This window comes from Devosia sp. LjRoot16 (genome assembly GCF_964252795.1).
Classification (GTDB): Bacteria; Pseudomonadota; Alphaproteobacteria; order Rhizobiales; family Devosiaceae; genus Devosia_A.
Genome location: NZ_CAXUPH020000001.1, coordinates 205,427 through 225,000, shown reverse-complemented (window position 1 = coordinate 225,000; position 19,574 = coordinate 205,427). Strand labels below are relative to the sequence as shown.

21 protein-coding genes are annotated in these 19,574 nt (G+C 66.1%); 13 read left to right on the top strand and 8 right to left on the bottom strand.

Annotated elements, in window-relative coordinates:
• Positions 1-678 carry a TetR family transcriptional regulator gene (locus ACSQ23_RS01100; RefSeq protein WP_056002809.1) on the bottom strand — a complete coding sequence of 226 codons (678 nt, stop codon included), beginning with the start codon at positions 676-678 and terminating at the stop codon, positions 1-3.
• Between the two features lie 209 nt (positions 679-887).
• On the opposite strand from ACSQ23_RS01100, the gene ACSQ23_RS01095 reads away from it, so the two are divergent.
• Positions 888-1,763, top strand: a complete 876-nt coding sequence (locus ACSQ23_RS01095) for a shikimate dehydrogenase (protein WP_056003219.1) — start codon at positions 888-890, stop codon at positions 1,761-1,763.
• 62 nt (positions 1,764-1,825) lie between these two features.
• Here the strand turns inward: ACSQ23_RS01095 and ACSQ23_RS01090 are convergent, their stop codons facing one another.
• The gene (locus tag ACSQ23_RS01090) at positions 1,826-2,497 is read right to left on the bottom strand and encodes a GntR family transcriptional regulator (protein WP_055885489.1); all 672 of its coding nucleotides are present in this window, start codon (positions 2,495-2,497) and stop codon (positions 1,826-1,828) included.
• A gap of 271 nt (positions 2,498-2,768) precedes the next feature.
• Between ACSQ23_RS01090 and dctP the strand changes: the two genes are divergently transcribed.
• From dctP to ACSQ23_RS01030, 12 genes are read left to right on the top strand one after another with little or no spacing between them, the layout of a single operon-like run.
• Entirely contained in the window at positions 2,769-3,758 is a 990-nt protein-coding gene (gene dctP, locus ACSQ23_RS01085) for a TRAP transporter substrate-binding protein DctP (RefSeq protein WP_436089416.1), read from the top strand.
• Positions 3,759-3,814: 56 nt separating this feature from the next.
• A complete protein-coding gene (locus tag ACSQ23_RS01080) occupies positions 3,815-4,330 on the top strand; it encodes a TRAP transporter small permease (RefSeq protein ID WP_436089415.1) in 516 nt (171 codons plus the stop codon).
• A 4-nt stretch (positions 4,331-4,334) separates the two neighbouring features.
• Entirely contained in the window at positions 4,335-5,645 is a 1,311-nt protein-coding gene (locus ACSQ23_RS01075) for a TRAP transporter large permease (RefSeq protein ID WP_436089414.1), read from the top strand.
• Positions 5,642-6,073, top strand: a complete 432-nt coding sequence (locus ACSQ23_RS01070) for a type II 3-dehydroquinate dehydratase (RefSeq protein ID WP_055885474.1) — start codon at positions 5,642-5,644, stop codon at positions 6,071-6,073. Before ACSQ23_RS01075 ends, ACSQ23_RS01070 begins: the two co-directional genes overlap by 4 nt.
• A gap of 1 nt (position 6,074) precedes the next feature.
• On the top strand, positions 6,075-6,869 hold the full coding sequence (gene pcaD, locus ACSQ23_RS01065; protein ID WP_055885471.1) for a 3-oxoadipate enol-lactonase: 795 nt from the start codon (positions 6,075-6,077) through the stop codon (positions 6,867-6,869).
• Complete coding sequence (gene pcaC, locus ACSQ23_RS01060; protein WP_055885467.1) at positions 6,862-7,233, top strand: 4-carboxymuconolactone decarboxylase; 372 nt, start codon at positions 6,862-6,864, stop codon at positions 7,231-7,233. The genes pcaD and pcaC overlap by 8 nt, the downstream gene beginning before the upstream one ends.
• The gene (gene pcaH, locus ACSQ23_RS01055) at positions 7,230-7,976 is read left to right on the top strand and encodes a protocatechuate 3,4-dioxygenase subunit beta (RefSeq protein ID WP_055885464.1); all 747 of its coding nucleotides are present in this window, start codon (positions 7,230-7,232) and stop codon (positions 7,974-7,976) included. The genes pcaC and pcaH overlap by 4 nt, the downstream gene beginning before the upstream one ends.
• The gene (gene pcaG / locus ACSQ23_RS01050) at positions 7,976-8,557 is read left to right on the top strand and encodes a protocatechuate 3,4-dioxygenase subunit alpha (protein ID WP_055885460.1); all 582 of its coding nucleotides are present in this window, start codon (positions 7,976-7,978) and stop codon (positions 8,555-8,557) included. The genes pcaH and pcaG overlap by 1 nt, the downstream gene beginning before the upstream one ends.
• Before the next feature lie 10 nt (positions 8,558-8,567).
• Positions 8,568-9,290, top strand: coding sequence for a 3-oxoacid CoA-transferase subunit A (locus tag ACSQ23_RS01045; protein WP_055885457.1), 723 nt, complete (start codon positions 8,568-8,570; stop codon positions 9,288-9,290).
• On the top strand, positions 9,287-9,955 hold the full coding sequence (locus ACSQ23_RS01040) for a 3-oxoacid CoA-transferase subunit B (protein WP_055885453.1): 669 nt from the start codon (positions 9,287-9,289) through the stop codon (positions 9,953-9,955). The genes ACSQ23_RS01045 and ACSQ23_RS01040 overlap by 4 nt, the downstream gene beginning before the upstream one ends.
• A gap of 1 nt (position 9,956) precedes the next feature.
• Complete coding sequence (pcaF, locus tag ACSQ23_RS01035) at positions 9,957-11,162, top strand: 3-oxoadipyl-CoA thiolase (RefSeq protein ID WP_055885450.1); 1,206 nt, start codon at positions 9,957-9,959, stop codon at positions 11,160-11,162.
• Complete coding sequence (locus ACSQ23_RS01030; protein WP_055885448.1) at positions 11,162-12,208, top strand: 3-carboxy-cis,cis-muconate cycloisomerase; 1,047 nt, start codon at positions 11,162-11,164, stop codon at positions 12,206-12,208. Before pcaF ends, ACSQ23_RS01030 begins: the two co-directional genes overlap by 1 nt.
• Positions 12,209-12,313: 105 nt before the next feature.
• Here the strand turns inward: ACSQ23_RS01030 and ACSQ23_RS01025 are convergent, their stop codons facing one another.
• The 6 genes from ACSQ23_RS01025 to mdoH all read right to left on the bottom strand — a co-directional run bounded on the left by ACSQ23_RS01025 (position 12,314) and on the right by mdoH (position 19,562).
• A complete protein-coding gene (locus ACSQ23_RS01025) occupies positions 12,314-13,402 on the bottom strand; it encodes a VWA domain-containing protein (protein WP_055885443.1) in 1,089 nt (362 codons plus the stop codon).
• A gap of 48 nt (positions 13,403-13,450) precedes the next feature.
• Complete coding sequence (locus ACSQ23_RS01020; RefSeq protein ID WP_055885440.1) at positions 13,451-14,383, bottom strand: DUF58 domain-containing protein; 933 nt, start codon at positions 14,381-14,383, stop codon at positions 13,451-13,453.
• Entirely contained in the window at positions 14,358-15,377 is a 1,020-nt protein-coding gene (locus ACSQ23_RS01015) for an AAA family ATPase (protein WP_056002778.1), read from the bottom strand. The genes ACSQ23_RS01020 and ACSQ23_RS01015 overlap by 26 nt, the downstream gene beginning before the upstream one ends.
• Positions 15,378-15,461: 84 nt before the next feature.
• Positions 15,462-16,346 (bottom strand): S1C family serine protease, encoded by an 885-nt coding sequence (locus tag ACSQ23_RS01010; protein ID WP_197421395.1) that lies wholly within the window; start codon positions 16,344-16,346, stop codon positions 15,462-15,464.
• A 257-nt stretch (positions 16,347-16,603) separates the two neighbouring features.
• A complete protein-coding gene (locus ACSQ23_RS01005) occupies positions 16,604-17,827 on the bottom strand; it encodes an OpgC family protein (protein WP_197421394.1) in 1,224 nt (407 codons plus the stop codon).
• Positions 17,820-19,562, bottom strand: a complete 1,743-nt coding sequence (gene mdoH, locus ACSQ23_RS01000; RefSeq protein ID WP_055885434.1) for a glucans biosynthesis glucosyltransferase MdoH — start codon at positions 19,560-19,562, stop codon at positions 17,820-17,822. Before mdoH ends, ACSQ23_RS01005 begins: the two co-directional genes overlap by 8 nt.
• Positions 19,563-19,574: the final 12 nt, after the last annotated feature.

The window sequence follows — 19,574 nt, the reverse complement described above, 5'->3', positions numbered from 1 at the left end:
CTATTCGGTCGGCAGTTTCTCCGGGCGGACGATGTATCGAAGCACCATGTCCACCGAGTTGCGCTTCAATACGGCCTGGGCTTTGGAAGTGCTCAGGTCACGGCCGAAGAGCTTGGAGAACGTCGCTCGATTGGAAACGTTGAAGAAGCACAGCGCACTGATCTGCCAATGCAATTCGATCGGGTCGAGCCCGGCGCGAAACAACCCCTCGGCCACACCGCGCTCATAGATCGTCTCGATGGTCCCGATGGCGGTGACGTTGAGCTGCCGGATGACTTTGGATTTCTCCAGGTACTCGGCATGGTGGATGTTCTCGATCATCACCATGCGGATGAAATCCTCATGCTTGTGGTGATGCTCGAAGGTGAATTCCACCAGCCGGCGCAGCGCATCTAGCGGCGACAGCCCGCCGATGTCGAGCTTGGCCTCGCCCTCGCGAACCTTGCGATAGGCGTTCTCCAGCACCGCCAGGTAGAGGCCTTCCTTGTCGCCGAAGTAATAATAGATCATCCGCTTGGACGACCGGGTGCGTGCCGCGATCTCGTCGATTCGGGCGCCGGACAGGCCGTTGAGGGCGAACTCCTCCGAGGCGACTTCGATGATGTTGTGCCGCGTGCCCTCTGGGTCCTGGGTGCGGACCCCGCTCTGAGCCTCGGGTTTTGCGGCCTTGGGCGCCATGTAAGCCGTTCCTCCGTCCCTCCCGACGGAGAGATTGACTAAACTAACCAGTTCGTACATCACTGCGCGTACGTAGCCAGACCATTATCGGTGGGGCGGGCCGAATGACAAGGGTGTGACGTCCGCTCCGGGCGGCGGGGCCCGGGCGGCTGGTGGAGACGAACGTGATTTCAGCCGTTGTCGACGAGGCCCGGAGGCAGCTGGGCGACCTGGTCGCGACGCGCCGCAAGGCACAATCGGCGGGTGGTCGCCAATTCGTCGTCGGGCTGCTGGGACGCGGTATCCAGGCCTCCAAGACTCCTCGCATGCACGAGCTCGAGGGCCGTCGCCTCGGCGTCGGCTACACCTACGTGCTGATCGATTTCGATACGCTCGGGCTGGCCGATCACGATCTCGGAGCGATGATCGAGCTGGCCGAGGCGCTTGGCTTTGCCGGCCTCAACGTCACCCACCCGTTCAAGCAGGCCGTGCTGCCGTTGCTGGACGACCTGGCGCCGGAAGCCGCGGCGATCGGGGCGGTGAACACCGTGGTACTCATGGCCGGCCGCCGCACCGGCCACAACACCGACAGCTGGGGCTTTGCCGAGAGCTTTCGCGAGGGCCTCGCCGGCGCACCGATGGAGGCTATCGTGCAGTTCGGGGCAGGGGGCGCCGGCGCGGCCGTGGGGCACGCACTGTTGTCGCTGGGCGGGCGCAAGCTGACGCTCTGCGAAACCGAGCTCGGTCGCGCCAGGGGCCTCGCCGAACGGCTGGGCGAACGCTTCGGCGCTGAGGTCGACGCAACGGACGATCCGGCGCTGGCGCTTGCGGGCGCTAGCGGAGTGGTCAACACCACGCCGGTGGGAATGGCCAAGTACCCGGGGCTGGCGTTTCCAGGCGAACTGCTGCGCGCCTCGCACTGGGTCGCCGAGATCATCTACTTCCCGGCCGATACGGCGCTGCTGCAGGCGGCGCGCCGGCTGGGCTGCCGCACCCTGGGCGGTACCGGCATGGCGGTCTACCAGGCGGTGAAGGCCTTCGAGCTGTTCACCGGGATTGCGCCTGATCGAGCTGCGATGATGGCGCATTTCCGGGCGGAGGCTTGAATTTCTGCTTCGGGCACGGTCGTTGAAGCCTTCCTGGCTGGCCTTGGTCGGCCCGCGAGGCACTACCGGCCGATCGCGCCGCTCCTGACCACATGCTCGATGCCTTTGTTCACGTGCGCGTCGAGCAGCCTCTGCGCGGTCTTGCCGTCGCGGGCGAGGGCGGCTTCGAGCAAAGCGAGATGATCGTCGGCGACCGGCTTGCCGCGGAAGCTGCCGGCCAGCATGTGGTAGCGCACGAAGCGATCGAACACCGAGGTGTGCATCGCCATCAGTGAGCGTGAGCCGCAGGCTGAGATCAGCGACTCGTGGAAGCTGCGATCGTAGCGGATCCACTCGGGGGTGCGGTTGCTCTCGCCGGCGAGCAGCCGCTTTTCGATGGCCGCCAGCTTGTGGTGCGCCGCAACGACACGGCCCTCCCATTCGAGATCGCCAGTGGCGAGCGAGAGCGCCAGGGCATGCTCCTCGAGCAGCAGGCGCAGGGCACCCAGTTCACGCAGGTCGGCTTCGGAGGCCGGCGCGACGGCAAAGCCCTTCTGGCCCTCGGCAACGACGAAAGCTTCGCTGGCGAGCCGCGTCAGCACTTCGCGCAGCGTGCCGACGCTGACTTCGTAGTGCTGCCTTAGCCGGTCGAGCGTCAGCTTGTCGCCCGGGCGGAGCACGCCATGGATGATGTCGCTCCGGATGGTCCGGAAGGTCATCTCGCCAATGCTGTCCACCGCAACCGCGTCGTCCATGCCCACCTCTTGATATCGGATAATACCACGATCATCCGATAAAATGGATATTGACGAATGGCAAGACGTAGGTTCAGTGTCCAGCCGGATGGCGAGCGGTCGACAGGCAATGCCGTCGATTGACATGTACGAACCATTTCGTACAAAGTGACTGAAGCTGGATGGACAACAAGATCCTGAAGGCGAGGGAGTGCCCGTTCAGGCGGGTTGATCGAGGGATTGCCCGCGACGCGGGTAGCGGGGCCGACAGGTTCCCAAGTGGAGGATGGACATGACGTTCCGTATTCAACGGCGAGCAACCCTGTTCGGCGCCGTAGCGCTTCTGGCAGTCAGCGCGATGACACCGGTGCTGGCACAGGACAAGCCGGTGCTGCGCTTTTCGGCAGTGTTCTCGGAGCAGGATATCCGCGCCGAGATGATGAAGCAGTTCGGCGAGGGCGTGGCTGGGTTCTCGACGCTCGAGCCCTATTACGGCGGCAACCTGTTCAAGCAGGGCACCGAGCTGGTAGCGCTGCAGCGCGGCAACCTAGAAATGGGCAATATCGCGCCGCAGGACGTCTCCAACCAGATCCCGGCCTGGTCGCTGCTGACCTCGGGCTACCTGTTCCGCGACGCCGAGCACCTGCGCAAGTTCTTCGACAGCGAGCTGGGTGCCGAGTTCAAGAAGATGGCCGAAGAGCAGCTCGGTATTCGTATCCTCGGACCGACCTATTTCGGCATTCGCCAGGTAGGCCTGCGCATCGACAAGGAAATCCAGACCCCCGCCGACATGGCCGGCGTGAAGCTGCGCATGCCGGGTGGCGATGCCTGGCAGTTCCTCGGCACGGCGCTGGGCGCCAATCCGACGCCGATGGCCTATGCCGAGGTCTATACGGGTCTGCAGACCGGGGCGATCGACGGGCAGGACAATCCGCTGCCCAATGTCGAGAACATGAAGTTCTACGAGGTGATGAAGCAGATCGTCCTCACCTCCCACCTCGTCGGCTACGACCTGCTGGTCATTTCGAAGGCGGCCTGGGACAAGCTGGCGCCGGCCGACCAGGATGCCCTACAGGCGGCAGCCACGGCGGCGATCGATTTCAGCCAGGCCAAGCACGTCGAGCGCGAGGCAGAGCTCTTGAAGAAGTTCGAGACCGACGGCCTCAAGATCCACACGCCCGACGTCGACGCCTTCCGCGCCAATGCGCAGAAGCTCTACCTCGAGTCCGAGCTCGCCAAGAGCTGGCCCGAAGGGGCGCTCGACAAGATCAACGCGCTCTAGTGCTTTACATGGGCGGCGCCTTGTGGCGCTGCCCATCCTTTTGTCCGGAGCGGCAGATGGCCTCACTCACGCGGATCGGCGCCTGGCTGCATGCCCGCGCGGAGAACCTGCTCGCAGCAATGCTGGCGACGATGTTCGTCGTCTTCATCGTGCAGATTATCTTCCGCTACCTGCTGAATTTCCCCATCGGCTGGACCCACGAGATCAGCGTCATCATGTGGGTGTGGCTGGTGCTGTTCGGCACCGCTTTCGTGGTGCGGGACCATGAGGAGATCCGCTTCGATCTGCTCTATTCGACGGTCAGCGAGCGCACCCGTCGTGCCATGGTGGTGATCTGCGCGGTGACGGTGGTGTTCTTCTTTGCCATCTCGCTGCCGGCGGTGCTCGACTACATCGGCTTCATGAAGGTGGAAAAGACCGCCTACCTCAAGATCCGTTTCGACTGGCTCTATTCGATCTACGGCCTGTTCGCGATCGCCATGATCGTGCGCCAGCTCTGGCTGGGCTACCAGGCGATCTGGGGCCGGCCGGGCGACGCGATCGACGTCACCAAAATCAAGTCCGGGATCTGAGCCGATGTCGCTCGCCTTCGCCCTTTCGCTCGGCCTCATCACCGTGCTGGCCTTCATGGGCCTGCCCATGGGCGTGTCGATGATCACCGGCTCGATCCTCTACCTGCTGATGCGCGGCCAGGACATGGGCATCGCCGCCGAGCAGCTGCTCAACGGCATGTACACCAACTACATCATGCTGGCGGTGCCGCTCTTCATCCTCGCGGCCGAGATCATGAACTCCGGCAGTCTGTCCACGCGTCTGCTCAACTGGTGCAATGCTGTCGTCGGGCGCTTCCGCGGCGGGCTGGCGCAGGTGAACATCCTGCAGTCCATTGTCTTCGCCGGCATGTCCGGTTCGGCCATCGCCGACGCTGCCGGTTCCGGCAAGATGATGCAGTACATGATGACCAAGGACGGCAAGTACACGCCGAGCTACGCCGCGGCGCTCACCGCCGTCACCGCGGTTATCGGGCCGATCATCCCGCCCTCCATTCCCATGGTGCTCTATGCGCTCGTTGCCGACACCTCGATCGGCTACCTGTTCCTCGGCGGCGTGTTGCCCGGGCTGCTGATGGCCGGCGTCATGATGCTGCAGGTCGCCATCACTGCCCGTATCAGGAACTTCCCGGTCGAGGAGCCGGTGCCGCTGCGGCAGTTGCCGCGCATGACCTGGCAGGCGCTGCCGGTGCTGCTGATGCCGGCAGTGCTGATGTTTGGCATTTATGGCGGCGTCACCACGCCGACCGAGGCGGCAGCCGTCGCTGCCTTCTATGCCCTGATCGTCTCGGTGTTCATCTATCGGGCGGTCAAACTGCCGGACCTCTACAACTCGGTACTGACCAGCGCCAAGACCACAGCCTCGATCGGCATGCTGATCGCCGGCGCGCTGGTCTTCAATTACGTGGTCACTATCGAGAACATCCCGCGCACCATCAGCGCCACGCTGCTGGCCTGGGATCTCGACCCGGTGATGTTCCTCATCGCCGTCAACATCCTGCTGCTGTTGATCGGCTGCGTGCTCGAGGGGACGACGATCCTCCTCGTTATCGTCCCGGTGTTGATCCCCACGGCGCAGGCGCTCGGCATCGACATGGTGCATTTCGGCGTCGTCGTGGTGGTCAACATCATGCTCGGGCTGATCACACCACCCTATGGGCTGCTGCTGTTCATCATGACGCGTATCGCCAATACGCCGATGCGGGCGCTGGTCGCCGATGTGGCGCCGTTCCTCGTCGGCCTGATCATCGCGCTGTTCGTTTTCACCTTCGTGCCCGACACGGTGCTGTGGCTGCCCAAGCTGTTCGGTTACGTCTCCCCGAGTATCACGCCATGAAGCCGATCTATGTCCTCAACGGTCCCAACCTCAACCGGCTGGGAAAACGCGAGCCGGAAATCTACGGCACGACCACGCTGGCGGAGGTGGAGGCGATGTGCCGCGAGGCAGCGGGGGCGACGCCGGTCGCCTTCCACCAGACCAACAGCGAAGAGACGCTGATCGAGCTGGTGCATGAGGCGATCGACGAAGGGGCAGGGATCATCATCAACCCGGCGGCCTTCACCTTCACCTCGCTGGCGCTGCTCGATGCGCTGAAGCAGTTCGATGGTCCGATCATCGAGCTCCACATCTCCAACATCCATCGGCGGGAGCCGATCTATCACCGCTCCTATGTATCGATGGTCGCGACCTCGGTGATGGCCGGGTTCGGGGCAGCCGGATACCCCATTGCGGTGAAGGCGTTGTTGGCGCGGCTGGCGGCCTGAGATGGCCTTCGCCGCTGCCAGCTTCGGCACCGTCCACTATCGGCTCAGCGGCCAGCCGCGCGGCCTGCCGATCGTCTTCTGCAACTCGCTCGGTACCGACATCCGCATCTGGGATGCGGTGGTCGACGAGTTGGCGCCGGACTACCGGCTGGTCAACTACGACAAGCGGGGGCACGGCCTGTCGAGCGTACCGCCCGGTCCCTACAGTATCGCCGAACTCGCCGCCGATTTGCGCGAACTGGTCGACACATTGGAGATCGACCGCTTCGCGCTGGTCGGTATTTCCGTCGGCGGGTTGATCGCCCAGCGTTTCGCCCTCGATCATCCCCGGCGGATCACCGGCCTTGTCCTTTGCGACACGGCGACGAAGATCGGCGACGCGGCCCTGTGGTCGGGTCGTATTGCGGCGGTCGAGGCCGACGGACTCGACGCAATCGCCGATAGCGTGATGCAGCGCTGGTTCCCCGACGCGCTGCGCGCCGGCCGCGCGGCCGAGATAGAAGGCTGGCGCAACCTGCTGCTCCGCACGCCCAAAGCGGGCTATCTCGGCACCTGCGCCGCGCTGCGCGATGCCGACCTCACCGCCGAGATCGGCGATATTAAGCAGCCGACACTGGTACTCGCCGGCGCTGCCGACCAGTCGACCCCGGTCGAACTGGTGCGCGCCATGGCGGAGCGTCTGTGCGCCGTGCACTTTGCGGCCATCGAAGATGCCGGCCACCTGCCGTGTATCGACCAGCCGCAGCGCGTGGCTGGGCTCATCCGTGACTATCTCCTGGAGGTCGGCCATGCCTGATCCGTTCGACATCGGCATGCAGACCCGCCGCGCCGTGCTCGGCGACGCCCATGTGGACCGTGCCGAAGCGGCGAAGACGCCGTTCGATGCCGATTTCCAGGCCTTCATCACCGAGGGCGCCTGGGGCTCGGTGTGGGCGCGCCCGGGGCTGACGAAGCGCGAGCGCTCGCTGGTCACCATCGCGCTGCTCGCCGCGCTCGGCCACGACGAGGAGGTGGCGATGCACGTGCGCGCCACCGCCAACACCGGCGCGACGCCCGATGACATCAAGGAGGCGCTCCTGCACGTGGCGGCATATGCGGGGGTGCCGGCCGCCAACCGGGCGTTTCGCATCGCCAAGCGAGAACTGGAGACGCGGCCATGAGCATCGTCCCGCCTTATGGTGACGAAGGTCAGCTCTACCAGCGCGACCGCGCCTGGCATCCACCAGCGGACACCCCGGGCTACAAGAGCACGACACTGCGGGCGCCCAGACAGGCGCTGCTGGCGCTGGGGCAAACGAAATCCGAACTCACCGGCCCGACCTTCGGGCACGGCATCATCCAGCCGCTCGACAATGATCTGATCCGCAATTTCAGCCAGGACGGGGGTGAGGCGATCGGGCAGCGCCTGATCGTCTACGGCCAGGTGCTTGACGAGAACGCCCGGCCGGTGCGCGGCACGCTGGTGGAATTCTGGCAGGCCAATGCCGGCGGCCGCTACCGGCATAAGCGCGAGGGCTATGTCGCGGCGCTCGACCCCAATTTCGGCGGCTGCGGCCGCGCCATCACCGACGATGACGGCTACTATCACTTCCGCACCATCAAGCCGGGCGCCTACCCATGGCCGAATGGCGGCAATGACTGGCGGCCGGCACATATCCATTTCTCGGTGTTCGGCCACGCCTACGCGCAGCGGCTGATCACCCAGATGTATTTCGAGGGCGACCCGATGATCTGGCAGGATCCGATTGCGCTGGCGATCCCGGATCGCGTTGCGGTGGAGCAGTTGATCGCCCGGTTGGACCGGTACAACACCACGCCGATGGACGCCCTGGCCTACCGCTTCGACATCGTGCTGCGAGGGCGCCGCTCCACGCTGTTTGAGAACCGGATGGAGGGCAACTAATGCTCAACCGGCTGCCGCCGCTCAAGGAGAGCCCGTCGCAGACGGCCGGCCCCTATGTGCACATCGGGATGACGCCCAGCCTCGAGGGGATAGGTGGCCCGAACCGGCCCGACCTCGGCTCGGGACCGATCGCCGCCGGTGATGGTCCGCGCGTCACCATTGCCGCGTCGATCCATGACGGGTCCGGTGCGCCGCTCGGTGATGCGGTCGTCGAACTCTGGCAGGCCGACAGCGACGGCGTGCATCGGCAGGGCTGGGGGCGCGCCGCTTGCGACGGGGCAGGGGCGTTCGCGTTTGATACGGTGAAGCCCGGTCGGGTCATCGGTCCCGACGGCCAGCCGATGGCGCCACATGTCTCGTTGTGGATCGTAGCGCGCGGCATCAATATGGCGCTGCAGACGCGGCTCTATTTCGACGATGAGACAGCCGCCAATGCGGTTGACCCGGTGCTCAGCCGCATCATGGACCCGCGCCGGCGCCAAACGCTGATCGCCAGGCGATCGGAGGTCGACGGCCGAGCCCGCTATGATCTTGCCATTCGTCTGCAGGGCGAGGGTGAGACGGTGTTCTTCGACTTCTAGGACTTTTGCCATGGACAAGACGGTTCCCGATCTCGCCGCGGCCATCGCCGGCATTGACGATGGCATGACGCTGATGATCGGCGGCTTCGGCGGGGCCGGGGCGCCGATCGAGCTGATCCACGCCCTGATCGACCGCTTCAAGGCGACCGGCAGGCCCGGCAACCTCACGCTCATCAACAACAATGCCGGCAATGGCCGCATCGGCATCGCCGCAATGATCGATGCCGGGATGGTCAGCAAGATGGTCTGCTCGTTTCCGCGTTCGTCCGACCCGCGCGCCTTCACCGAGAAGTATCTGGCCGGCGAGATCGCCCTGGAGCTGGTGCCGCAGGGCACGCTGGCCGAGCGCATCCGGGCCGGTGGCGCCGGCATTCCGGCGTTCTATACCCCGACCAGTTTCGGCACCGACCTCGCAGCAGGCAAGCCGACTGCCGAGTTCGAGGGTCGGATGTATGTCGAGGAGCGCTGGCTGAAGGCCGACGCGGCGCTGCTCAAGGCCGAGCGTGCCGACACCATGGGCAACCTCACCTACCGCAAGGCGGCGCGGAACTTCTCGCCCCTGATGGCGGCAGCGGCGAGGCTCACCATCGTCCAGGCAAGCGAGGTGGTGGCGCCCGGCGAAATCGACCCCGAGCAGGTGATCACCCCCGGCATCTTCGTCACGCGGGTGGTCGTCGTTCCCGCCCCGCAACAGGAAGAGGCGCTGATCCGCGTCGGAGCAGCCTACCAATGAGCAAGCTTTCCAACGCCCAGATCGCCTGGCGGGCAGCGCAGGACATCGAGGACGGCGCCTATGTCAATCTCGGCATCGGCTTTCCCGAAATGGTGGCGAAGTTCCAGCCGCCGGGCCGGCAGGCGATTTTCCACACCGAGAACGGCATCCTCAACTTCGGCGAGAGCCCGGCCGAGGGCGAGGAAGACTGGGACCTGATCAATGCCGGCAAGAAGGCTGTGACGCTGCGGCCGGGCGCCGCCTTCTTCCACCACGCCGATAGCTTTGCCATGGTGCGCGGCGGCCATCTCGACGTGGCCATCCTCGGTACCTACGAGGTGGCCGAGAACGGCGATCTCGCCAACTGGTCGACCGGCCCGAAGGGAGTGCCGGCGGTCGGTGGCGCGATGGACTTGGTGCATGGAGCCAAGCGCGTGGCGGTGATCACTGACCATGTCACCAAGGATGGCCGGCCCAAGCTGGTCAAGCGCTGCAGTCTGCCGCTGACCGGCGTCGGCTGCGTGACGCGGGTCTATAGCAGCCTTGCCGTCATCGACATCGAAGCTGGGCGTTTCGTATTGCGCGAGAAGCTGGCCGGGATGAGCATCGACGAGTTACAGGCGGTGACCGGCGCCGAACTGCTTGTTACCGCCAATGTCGGCGACCTCGTCACCCCGGAGCTGTGAGATGGCCGAAGCCTTCATTTGCGCCTTCCGCCGCACCCCGATCGGCCGCTTTGGCGGCGCCCTCGCCTCCGTCCGGCCCGACGACCTGGGTGCCGTGGCGCTCAAGGCACTGCTCGCGGAACATACCGGCGTGGACTGGGACGCTGTGGACGACGTGATCTTCGGCTGCGCCAACCAGGCCGGCGAGGACAATCGCAATGTCGCTCGCATGGCATTGCTGCTGGCCGGCCTGCCGGTCGGGATTTCCGGCACCACCATCAACCGGCTTTGCGGTTCTGGCATGGACGCGGTCATCACCGCCGCCCGCGCCATCAAGGCCGGCGAGGCTGAACTCATCATCGCCGGTGGCGTCGAGTCGATGAGCCGCGCGCCGTTCGTTTTGCCCAAGGCCGAGAGCGCGTTTTCGCGCCATGCCGAGATTTACGACACCACGCTGGGCTGGCGCTTCATCAACCCGGTGCTCGAGGCGCAGTACGGCGTCGATTCGATGCCCGAAACCGCCGAGAACGTCGCCGAAGCTTTCGGCGTCAGCCGCGCCGACCAGGACGCCTTCGCGCTGCGCAGCCAGCAGCGGGCGGTCGCGGCCCAGGGCAACGGACGGTTGGCGAGGGAAATCGTGCCGGTCAGCATCATCAGGCGCAAGGGCGACCCGCTGCTCGTAGACAGCGACGAGCACCCGCGCGCCGATACCACGCTCGAGGCTTTGGCTCGACTGCCGACGCTGTTCCGCGAGGGCGGCACCATCACCGCCGGCAACGCCTCCGGTGTCAACGATGGCGCCGCTGCGCTGATCATCGCGTCCGAGGCAGCTGCGACGAGGTACGGCCTCACTCCGATTGCCCGGGTGCTCGGCGGCTGCGCCGCCGGCGTGCCACCGCGCATTATGGGCGTCGGTCCCGCCCCGGCGACCCGGCGGCTTTGCGCTCGGCTCGGCCTCACGCCGCAGGATTTCGACATCATCGAACTCAACGAGGCGTTTGCCAGCCAGGGCATCGCCGTGCTGCGTGAACTGGGGATTGCCGAGGACGCCCCGCACGTCAATCCGAACGGCGGCGCCATCGCCCTGGGACACCCGCTCGGGATGTCCGGCGCCCGTCTCACTGGCACTGCCGCGCTCGAGCTGTCGCTGAGCGGCGGCAAGCTGGCCCTTGCGACCATGTGCATCGGTGTCGGACAGGGCATCGCCATGGCCCTTGGGTCAGTCTGATGTCTCGGCTGCTCGGGGCATTGGCGGGCGATCCGGAGCTCGAGGCGCTGCTGTCGGACGAGGTGCAGCTCACGGCAATCCTGCGCTTCGAGGTTGCCTTGGCGCAGTCTGAGGCGGAGGCCGGCCTGATCGATGAGGTTGCGGCCCAGGAGATCGCGCTGGCTGTGGAGCAGTTCGTCCCCGACTGGCCCGGGCTGCTGGCGGGAATGGCGCGGGATGGCGTGGTGGTGCCGGCGCTGCTGTCACAGCTTCGCGCCGCCCTCCCGGCGTCAAGCCGGCCAGCGTTGCATTGGGGCGCGACCAGCCAGGACGCGATCGACACTGCCCTCGTGCTGCAGCTCCGGGATATTCTGCCGGTGCTGCAAAGCCGTATCGACACAGTTAGGATGCAACTCGCAAGCCTCGTCGAGCAACACGGTGCCACCGCCGTGATGGCGCACACGCGGATGCAGGCCGCGTTGCCGTTCACCGTAGCCGACAAGCTCCGCAGTTGGGACGAGGCGTTGGCGCGGCACCGGGCGACACTTGCCGCACTGTCCCCGGATCTGCTCGTTGTCCAGCTCGGCGGTCCGATCGGCAATCGATCCAGCTTTGAGGGGCAGGGCGACCGCGTTGCCGAAGCGCTGGCAAGCCGCCTCGACCTCGGCGCCGCACCGTGCTGGCACACGGTGCGAGATCGGCTGATCGGCCTCGGCGCGCGGGTAGCAATGCTCGCTGGAACGCTGGGAAAGATCGGCACTGACCTCGCGCTGATGGCGCAGAGCGAGGTCGGCGCGGTAACCCTCGCTGCGGGCGGTACGTCGTCAGCGATGTCGCACAAGAACAATCCAGTGAAGGCCGAATTGCTGGTGGCGCTGGCGCACCACACCGCCGGTCTCTCCGGCACGCTCACCCACGCGATGCTGCACGAGAACGAACGGTCTGGCGCCGCCTGGACCCTGGAATGGCTAACCCTGCCGGCCCTGCTCGTCAGCACCGGCGCCAGCCTGAGGCTGGCGTCTGCGCTGTTACAGGAGGTTGTCGGCTTTGGAGAGGCGGCCCCATAGTCCGGCACGGCCGGGGCGGTGACGTCTACCGATTAGAGCGCCGGCCCAGTTGCCTTCGCTGCGATGACACCCAGTCTGGTGGGCCGCTGGCAGCGCTGCCGTGCCTCAGGCGATCCGCCCGAACCACAGCATCGACAGCGCCGCGGCGGCCATGGCCAGCAGCGCGCCAACCCCGGCGAAGACGAAGGCGATCTCGGTCAGTTTCTTCTCGCTGATCAGCCGGGTGGAGAGCGAGTCGTAGACCCCGGCGAGGTCGGAGGCGCTGGTCGCCTCGTAATACTCGCCCTCCGTGGCGTCGGCGATTGCTTGCAGCGTCGTCGCATCGAGCTGCGCTCGCATCGAGCGGCCGCCGAAATCCACCACGTCGCCCGAGGCCGAGCCGAAGCCCACGGTGAACACCTTGACCCCATAGTCGCCGGCCAGCCGGCCGGCGGCGACCGGGTCAGGGCCCGTGGTGGTTGCGCCGTCAGTGAGGAGGATCACCACCGCGCTTTCGTACGAGCCGGGTTCGACCGGCATATGCTTGGCCGGCGGCTCCGTCGCTGTCCCGCTCAGCAGCCCGTCGGCGCCGCTGGTCGCGCCGAAGCGTTCGCCGCCGAAGCTCGGCAGCCCCAACTGGTCGCGCTGGTTGCCGCTGCCGTCGAGGTCAAAGTTCTGGTCGGGGAAGATGGTGGCCAGCGCCACCAGCACCCCGGAGCCCACCGCGGTGCCCCGCCTCAGATCAAAACTGTTGATCGCCTGGTACAGCGCCTCGCGGTCGATGGTCGGCGCCTGCACCAGCACCGCCGCCGAGGCAAAGGCAACGATGCCGACCTGCACGTCGGCGGGCTGCTTGCGGATGAACTCCTTGGCCGCCTCCTGCGCCGCGACGATGCGCGATGGCTCGACGTCGCGGGCCCGCATCGAGCCCGACACATCCATCGAGAGGATCACTGTCGCCCGCGACGAAGCCAGCTCCACCACCGCGGCCGGCCGGGCCACGGCAACGATCAGCACCGTGAGCGCTGCCAGCAGCAGCAGAGGGGGCACATGCCGGCGCCAGCCGACGCCCTTGCCCATCGCCTGCTTGACGATGGCGAGGTTGGCGTAGCGCAACGCCGCCCTCTTCCGGCGCCGCAGCATCCAGACATAGGCGCCGATCAGCAGCGGCACCAGGAGCAGCAGCCAGAGCATGTCCATCCAGATGAAGGTCATCGCGTCACCACCGTCAAAACCGTCCCACCCCCGCCATGGGGTCGGGGCCTAGGCGCCCGCCATCGCGGGCAGATTGCCACCACCACCCAGCCGCGACTGCACCTTGCGCATATGTGAAAAGCGCAGCACCGCATCGACCAGGTCGTCCGAAGTCGAAAGTTCCAGCACGTCGAGCCCCGCCGCCGCGAAGGCTTCCATCTGGGCCTCCTCATTGGCGGCCGCCGCGGCGACGAAGCGCCGGCGGAACCCCTTGTCCACCGTGTCAACGAACAGTTGCTCGCCGGTTTCCGCATCCTGGAACAGCAGCATGCCGACATCGGGCAGCGCCATGTCGAGCGGATCGAGCAGCCGCACCGCCACCGCCTCATGCCGCTGGCTCAACCGGAACAGCCCGCGCTCCCAGCCCGGCTGCGAGATAAAATCGGAGACCACGAAGACAATCGAGCGCCGCCGCATCACCGACATCGCCCGGCCGATAAAGGCGTTGAGATCGGTTTCGGGCGAGCGCAGCAGCCGCGGGTTGGCCAGCACCTTGTCGATCAGGTGCAGCACATGCCGCCGACCTGTGTGCGGCGGGATCACATAGTCCGATTGCCCGTTGAACAGGATCGCCCCAACCTTGTTGCCCTGCCGGGTCAACAGCCGCGTCAGCACCGCCGCGAACTCGGTGAGCATCTGTCGCTTGGTCACCTGGTCGGAGCCGAAATCCACCGATGGGCTGAGGTCGAGCAGGAACCAGGCGGTGACGTCGCGGTCCTCGTTGTAGATCCTGACATGCGGCACCTGGGTGCGCGCCGTGACGTTCCAGTCGATATGCCGGACGTCGTCATAGGTCTGGTATTCGCGCAGGTCGGCGAAATCGAGCCCGAAGCCGCGGAACAGCGTGCGATAATCCCCCTGCAGCAACCCGTCGAGTTTGCGGATCACTGTCCACTCGAGGCGACCGAGGAGCTTTTCAGCCTGCTGCGGCGATGCGGACATGCGCCTCCAGGGGTTTTTCGGGAGCGGGAATGGCCTTGAGGACCTGGCCGATGATCTGGTCGGGCGTGATCGATTCCGAGATCGCCTCGTAGGAGAGGACGATCCTGTGCCGCAGCACGTCCGGGGTGACATCGAGCACGTCCTCAGGCAGCACGTATTCGCGGCCACGCAGGAACGCCAGCGCCCGCCCCGCTTCGATCATGTTGATCGAGGCGCGCGGGCTCGCGCCATAGGTCAGGAAGCGTTGCATGTCGCCGAGCCCGGCCGCCGCCGGGTTGCGGGTGGCGCTCACCACCTTGACCGCGAACTGGATCAGCGAGGGGTCGACGAACAGGCTGTGGCACTTGGCCTGCAGGGCCACCAGTTGCTCGGTGGTCGCCACTCGCGTCACCGCCTGCATGAGGCCGGTGACGCGCGAGACGATGACGAATTCCTCCTCTTCGCTCGGATAGCCGACGAGGACCTTCATCATGAACCGGTCGACCTGCGCCTCGGGCAGCGGATAGGTGCCCTCGGTCTCGATCGGGTTTTGTGTCGCCATGACGACGAACGGGTTGGGCACCTTGTGTGTCTCGCCGGCGATAGTGACCTGGCGCTCCTGCATCACCTCTAGCAGGGCGCTCTGCACCTTGGCGGGGGCGCGGTTGATTTCGTCGGCCAGCAACAGGTTGCAGAATACCGGGCCCAGCGTGGTCGAGAAGTCGCCAGTCTTCTGGTTGTAGATGCGGGTGCCGACCAGATCCGACGGCACCAGGTCGGGGGTGAACTGCACCCGCTTGAACTTGCCCTGGATCACGTCGGCCAGCGTGTTGACGGTCAGCGTCTTGGCCAGCCCCGGCACGCCTTCGACCAGCAGGTGCCCCTTGGCGAGCAGCGCCACCAGCACCCGTTCGAGGAAATGGTCCTGCCCGACCACGACTTTCTTCACCTCGTACAGCACCTGCTCCATCAGTGAAGCGGCGGCGGTGCCGGAGTCTTTCGATGTGTCGACCATTTTCTCCGTCGGGGTTCGGGTGGAGCGTGGTCAGCAAAAGTTGCAGACTTTTGCGGTTCGACCGCGCGACAAAAAACAACTGAACTAGAGCGGGTTTTCTCCTGCCGCCGCGGCGGCGTTTTCGATCGGCACGGCAAAGCCGATGCCGGCAAAAGTGCGAAGTCCGGATGGGTTGAGAATGGCGGTGACGATCCCCACCACCTCGCCGTCGCCATTGACCAGCGGTCCGCCCGAGTTACCCGGGTTGGCCGCCGCATCGAACTGAATGAGGTTCTGCAGCTTGGGCTCGCCGTTCTCAGCCAGCGCCCGCCCGAGCCCCGACACGACGCCGGCCGAAGCCGACGGGCCGATGCCGAACGGGAAGCCGACTGCCACCACCTCGTCGCCCGGGTTGAGGCCGGCGCTGGTCGCCAGCGTCGCGGGCTCGAGTTCGTCGGGCAGGTTCAGCGGCCGGATGATCGCCAGGTCGCTCTCCGGCCGTGCCCCGATGATCATCGCCTCGGATTCGCTGCCATCCCAGAACTGTACCCGCAGCTTCTTGGCAGCCCCCGCCACATGGAGGTTGGTGAGGATGGTGCCCTGGTCGTCGATGACGACGCCGGTGCCGACCGCCGTGAACCGTTCGTGGAAATCCTCTTCCACCTTGCCTTCGGCAGGGATCTCGGCCTGGCCCTCGGGCTTGGCGACCGACGGGTCGTCGGTGCTGTCTTCGTAGCCGTCGACCCGCACCACCGACTTGATCACCGTCGCATAGGCTACCGACTCGATCGAGGGTCCGCGCGGCCGCTCGTCCACCACCTTGTTGACCGCGGTCATGAACTGCCAGTCGCTGATCCGCTGCGGGTCGGGGGCGACGAGATCATAGGCGCCGATCAGCGCAAGCGTCACCAGCGCTCCGGCGCCCACCAGCACCGGGCCCTGGTGCCGCTGGTAGAGCGCACTCCACCACTGACTGACACGAAACCGCAATGTCGGTTGGGTAGTCTCTTGGGGATCATCGAGATAGACCGGACTGACACCGTCGCGCGCCACCCAAGCGGAACCGGCCGTGTTCCGCGGCCTCTGTGACCGGCTATAGAGTGGTCGCCGTCGGGTCACCAAAACGCTCCCGCGCTCGAGTACAGGCCATCCCCTCCCTCGATCAGCAGGCTAGTCCCAGCCGTAGCCATGCAGCAAGGCGCAAGGTTGCATCAGCTGTGGCCGCTCTCTGAAATGTGAGAGTTGTGTCAACCCGCCGGGCGGGTCGCGGCGCGCGTCATTTCCTGTGTGCGCGTCAGCACATAGGCGAGCCCGACCAGGAGCAGCAGGCCGCTGCCGAGCAGCAGCGTATCGAGCAGCAGGCCGCCCCCGACGCCGGTCTTTACCGCCTGCAGCAACAGGCTCAGCACCGTCCCTGTCGCAAATACCGCCAGCCCCTGCCGCCCCATCAGCCGCAGCGGCGTCATGAGCGGCGACTCGGCGATCCGGTACATCACGCCAAGCGAGGCGACGACATAGAACAGCGCCAGCGCATGCAGCAGTCGGGGCAGGGCGAGGAAGGTCTTGTCGAACCAGGTGACGTAGAACGGCAGCCCGAGCTTGCTGAGCAAACTAAGCCCCTGCCGGCCGAGATCGCCGAGCGGCGGAACCTTCACCCACAGCAGCACGAATAACAGGAACGCTGCGGCCAACCCGAACAGCACCGGGCTTTTCGGCACAAACCGCCGCCCCTGCTTCATCGCCATGCCCGACAGCAGGCCGATGACGAACAGGATCTGCCAGGAGAACGGATTGAAGAACCAGCCGCCCTGCGTCGGGAAGTTCGGCAGGTTGAGCCGGAACTGGCCGGCAACCGCCCAGACGAGGATCGAGCCGAGCATCGTCTGCACCGGCCAGCGCAAGCCCAGTGCAATCACCAGCGGCGTCGCCAGCAGCAGCGTCATGTAAAGCGGCAGGATGTTGAGATAGCCCAGCTGGTGCGTCAGCAGCGGCAGCCCGATCATCGTCTGCAGCGGGAAGCCGAAGATCGGCGCGATGTTGTTCTTTTCCAGCACCTCGTCGAGCCCGAACCACCACGCCGCGCCGGCGAAAATGGCAAGCGCGATCATGGTGATGCTCAGGTGCACGAAATAGAGCTGCCGCGCCCGCGCCCACACCTTGGCGATCGCCGGCCACAGCGGGCCGCTGACGAAACGTCCGGAATAGGCGAGGCCGGCGGCGAGCCCCGACATGAACACGAACGCCTCGGCGGCATCCGAGAAACCGAAATTCCGGCTGGTCAGGGTCTCGTAAAAGGTCCCCGGCACGTGGTTGATGAAGATCATCACCAGCGCCAGCCCGCGGAACATGTCGAGCCGCGCATCGCGCCCAGCGCGCGGTGTCGCCCGCTCGTCGGTCACGGCGAAGCCGGCAAAGGCCTTGAGGCGCTCCATGAGCGGAGCGCGCTTCAGCGTGGCGAGGGTCTCAGGCATGGACGGTGGCCGTTCCGGCAATGGGCTCGGCGAGGGCAGGGCCCGGCTGCGTCCAACTGAGGAAGATCCGCTGCTGCTCGACAATGATCGGCGCGGGGGCGCTCTCGCTGGTGGTGGTGAAGAGGATCGGCTTCCGCCCGCTGGCGATGCCGTGCGAGGTGGCCGCGATCAACAGCGGCGCGCCGATCGCCGGCAGCGCCACCGGCAGCAGCCAGGGCACCAGGTCGCTGGCGAAGGCGGTCGAGATTGCCAGCACCGCGGCGCCCGCCACCATCACCCACCAGCTCGCCGCGAACGCCGTCGAAAGGCTCACCCGGCCTTCGTCGCGATTGGTCGCCGGCCAGCCGCCGTCGAGCCCGAACAGGATCTCGATCACCGCCTTGCTCTGGAAGCACAGCATGATCGGCGCCAGGAGCGTCGAGATGACGATCTCGGCGACCACCGACAGCGCCGCCCGGATCGTTCCGCCGAAGCCACGGTTGCGACCGCCCAGCGTCGAGCGCACGAGGATCAGGAATTTCGGCAACAGCAGCGCCACGCCAACCGCGACGGCCAGCACCCAGATGCCGGTCTCATTGTCGCGCCACCAGTATTTGCTCGGCAGCGCCGCCGCGAGAATGCTGGCCGCCATGAGCGCGAGCCACAGTGGCGAGGCGGCATAGGCCATGATGCCCTGGATGAAGGTGAAGCGGCTCCAGACTTTCAGGTCCGGCGCGCCCAGCACCCGCCGGTGCTGCAGGTTGCCCTGGCACCAACGCCGGTCGCGCTTGGCATACTCGATCAGGTTTTCCGGGCCCTCCTCATAGGAACCGCCCAGATACGGGTCGACCTCGACCTTCCAGCCGGCGCGCGACAACAGCGCCGCCTCGACATAGTCGTGGCTGAGGATGTGCCCGCCATGCGGCGGCTTGCCCGACAGCACCGGCAACCCGCAGCTCGCGGCGAAGGCCGGCACCCGCACGATGGCGTTGTGGCCCCAGTATGGCCCTTCCTCGCCCTGCATCAGCGCCGTGCCGCGGGCGAAATAGGGGGAGAGATAGGCCGCCGAGAACTGCATCACCCGGCCGAACAGGCTATGGGCGTGGATCACCTCGGGCACCGTCTGCAGCAATCCGAGCCGCGGATCGTCATCCATGCGCCTGGCCATCGCGGCGATCGTCGCGCCATCCATCAGGCTGTCGGCATCGAGGATCAGCGCATAGTCGTAGGCACCGCCCGAGCGCGAGATGAAATCTTCGATATTGCCGGCCTTCTTGCCGATATTCCGCTCGCGCCGGCGATAGAACACCCGGCCTTCGGCCATCGGTTCACTCAGCAGCTGCTCGAACCAGACGATCTCCTCTGCGGCCACTTCCTCTCGGTTGCTGTCCGACAGGATGGCGAAATGGAAGCGGTCGGCGAGCCCCAGGTTGACGATGCTGCGGTTCATCGCTGCGACGCGCGAAAAGCTTGCCGCCGCATCCTCGTTGTAGACCGGCATCAGGATCGCCGTCATGCCGAGCGGTCGTCCGGCGCTGCCCGTAACCCGCCTGGGTGGCGCGAGGATCCCCAGCACCCCGGCAACACCACCCCACACCAGCCAGAATCCGACCAGCGTGAACAGCGTCGTGCGCAGCACGTCGAGCGGGCTGGTGCCGTCATTGCCGATGAAGCGCATGTACAGCCAGCCGCCGCCAAGGCTCAAGAGCGCTGCTGCGCCCAGAGCCAGGGCTCGGGTCAGGTGGGCTTTCGCCATCTATCGGGGCCC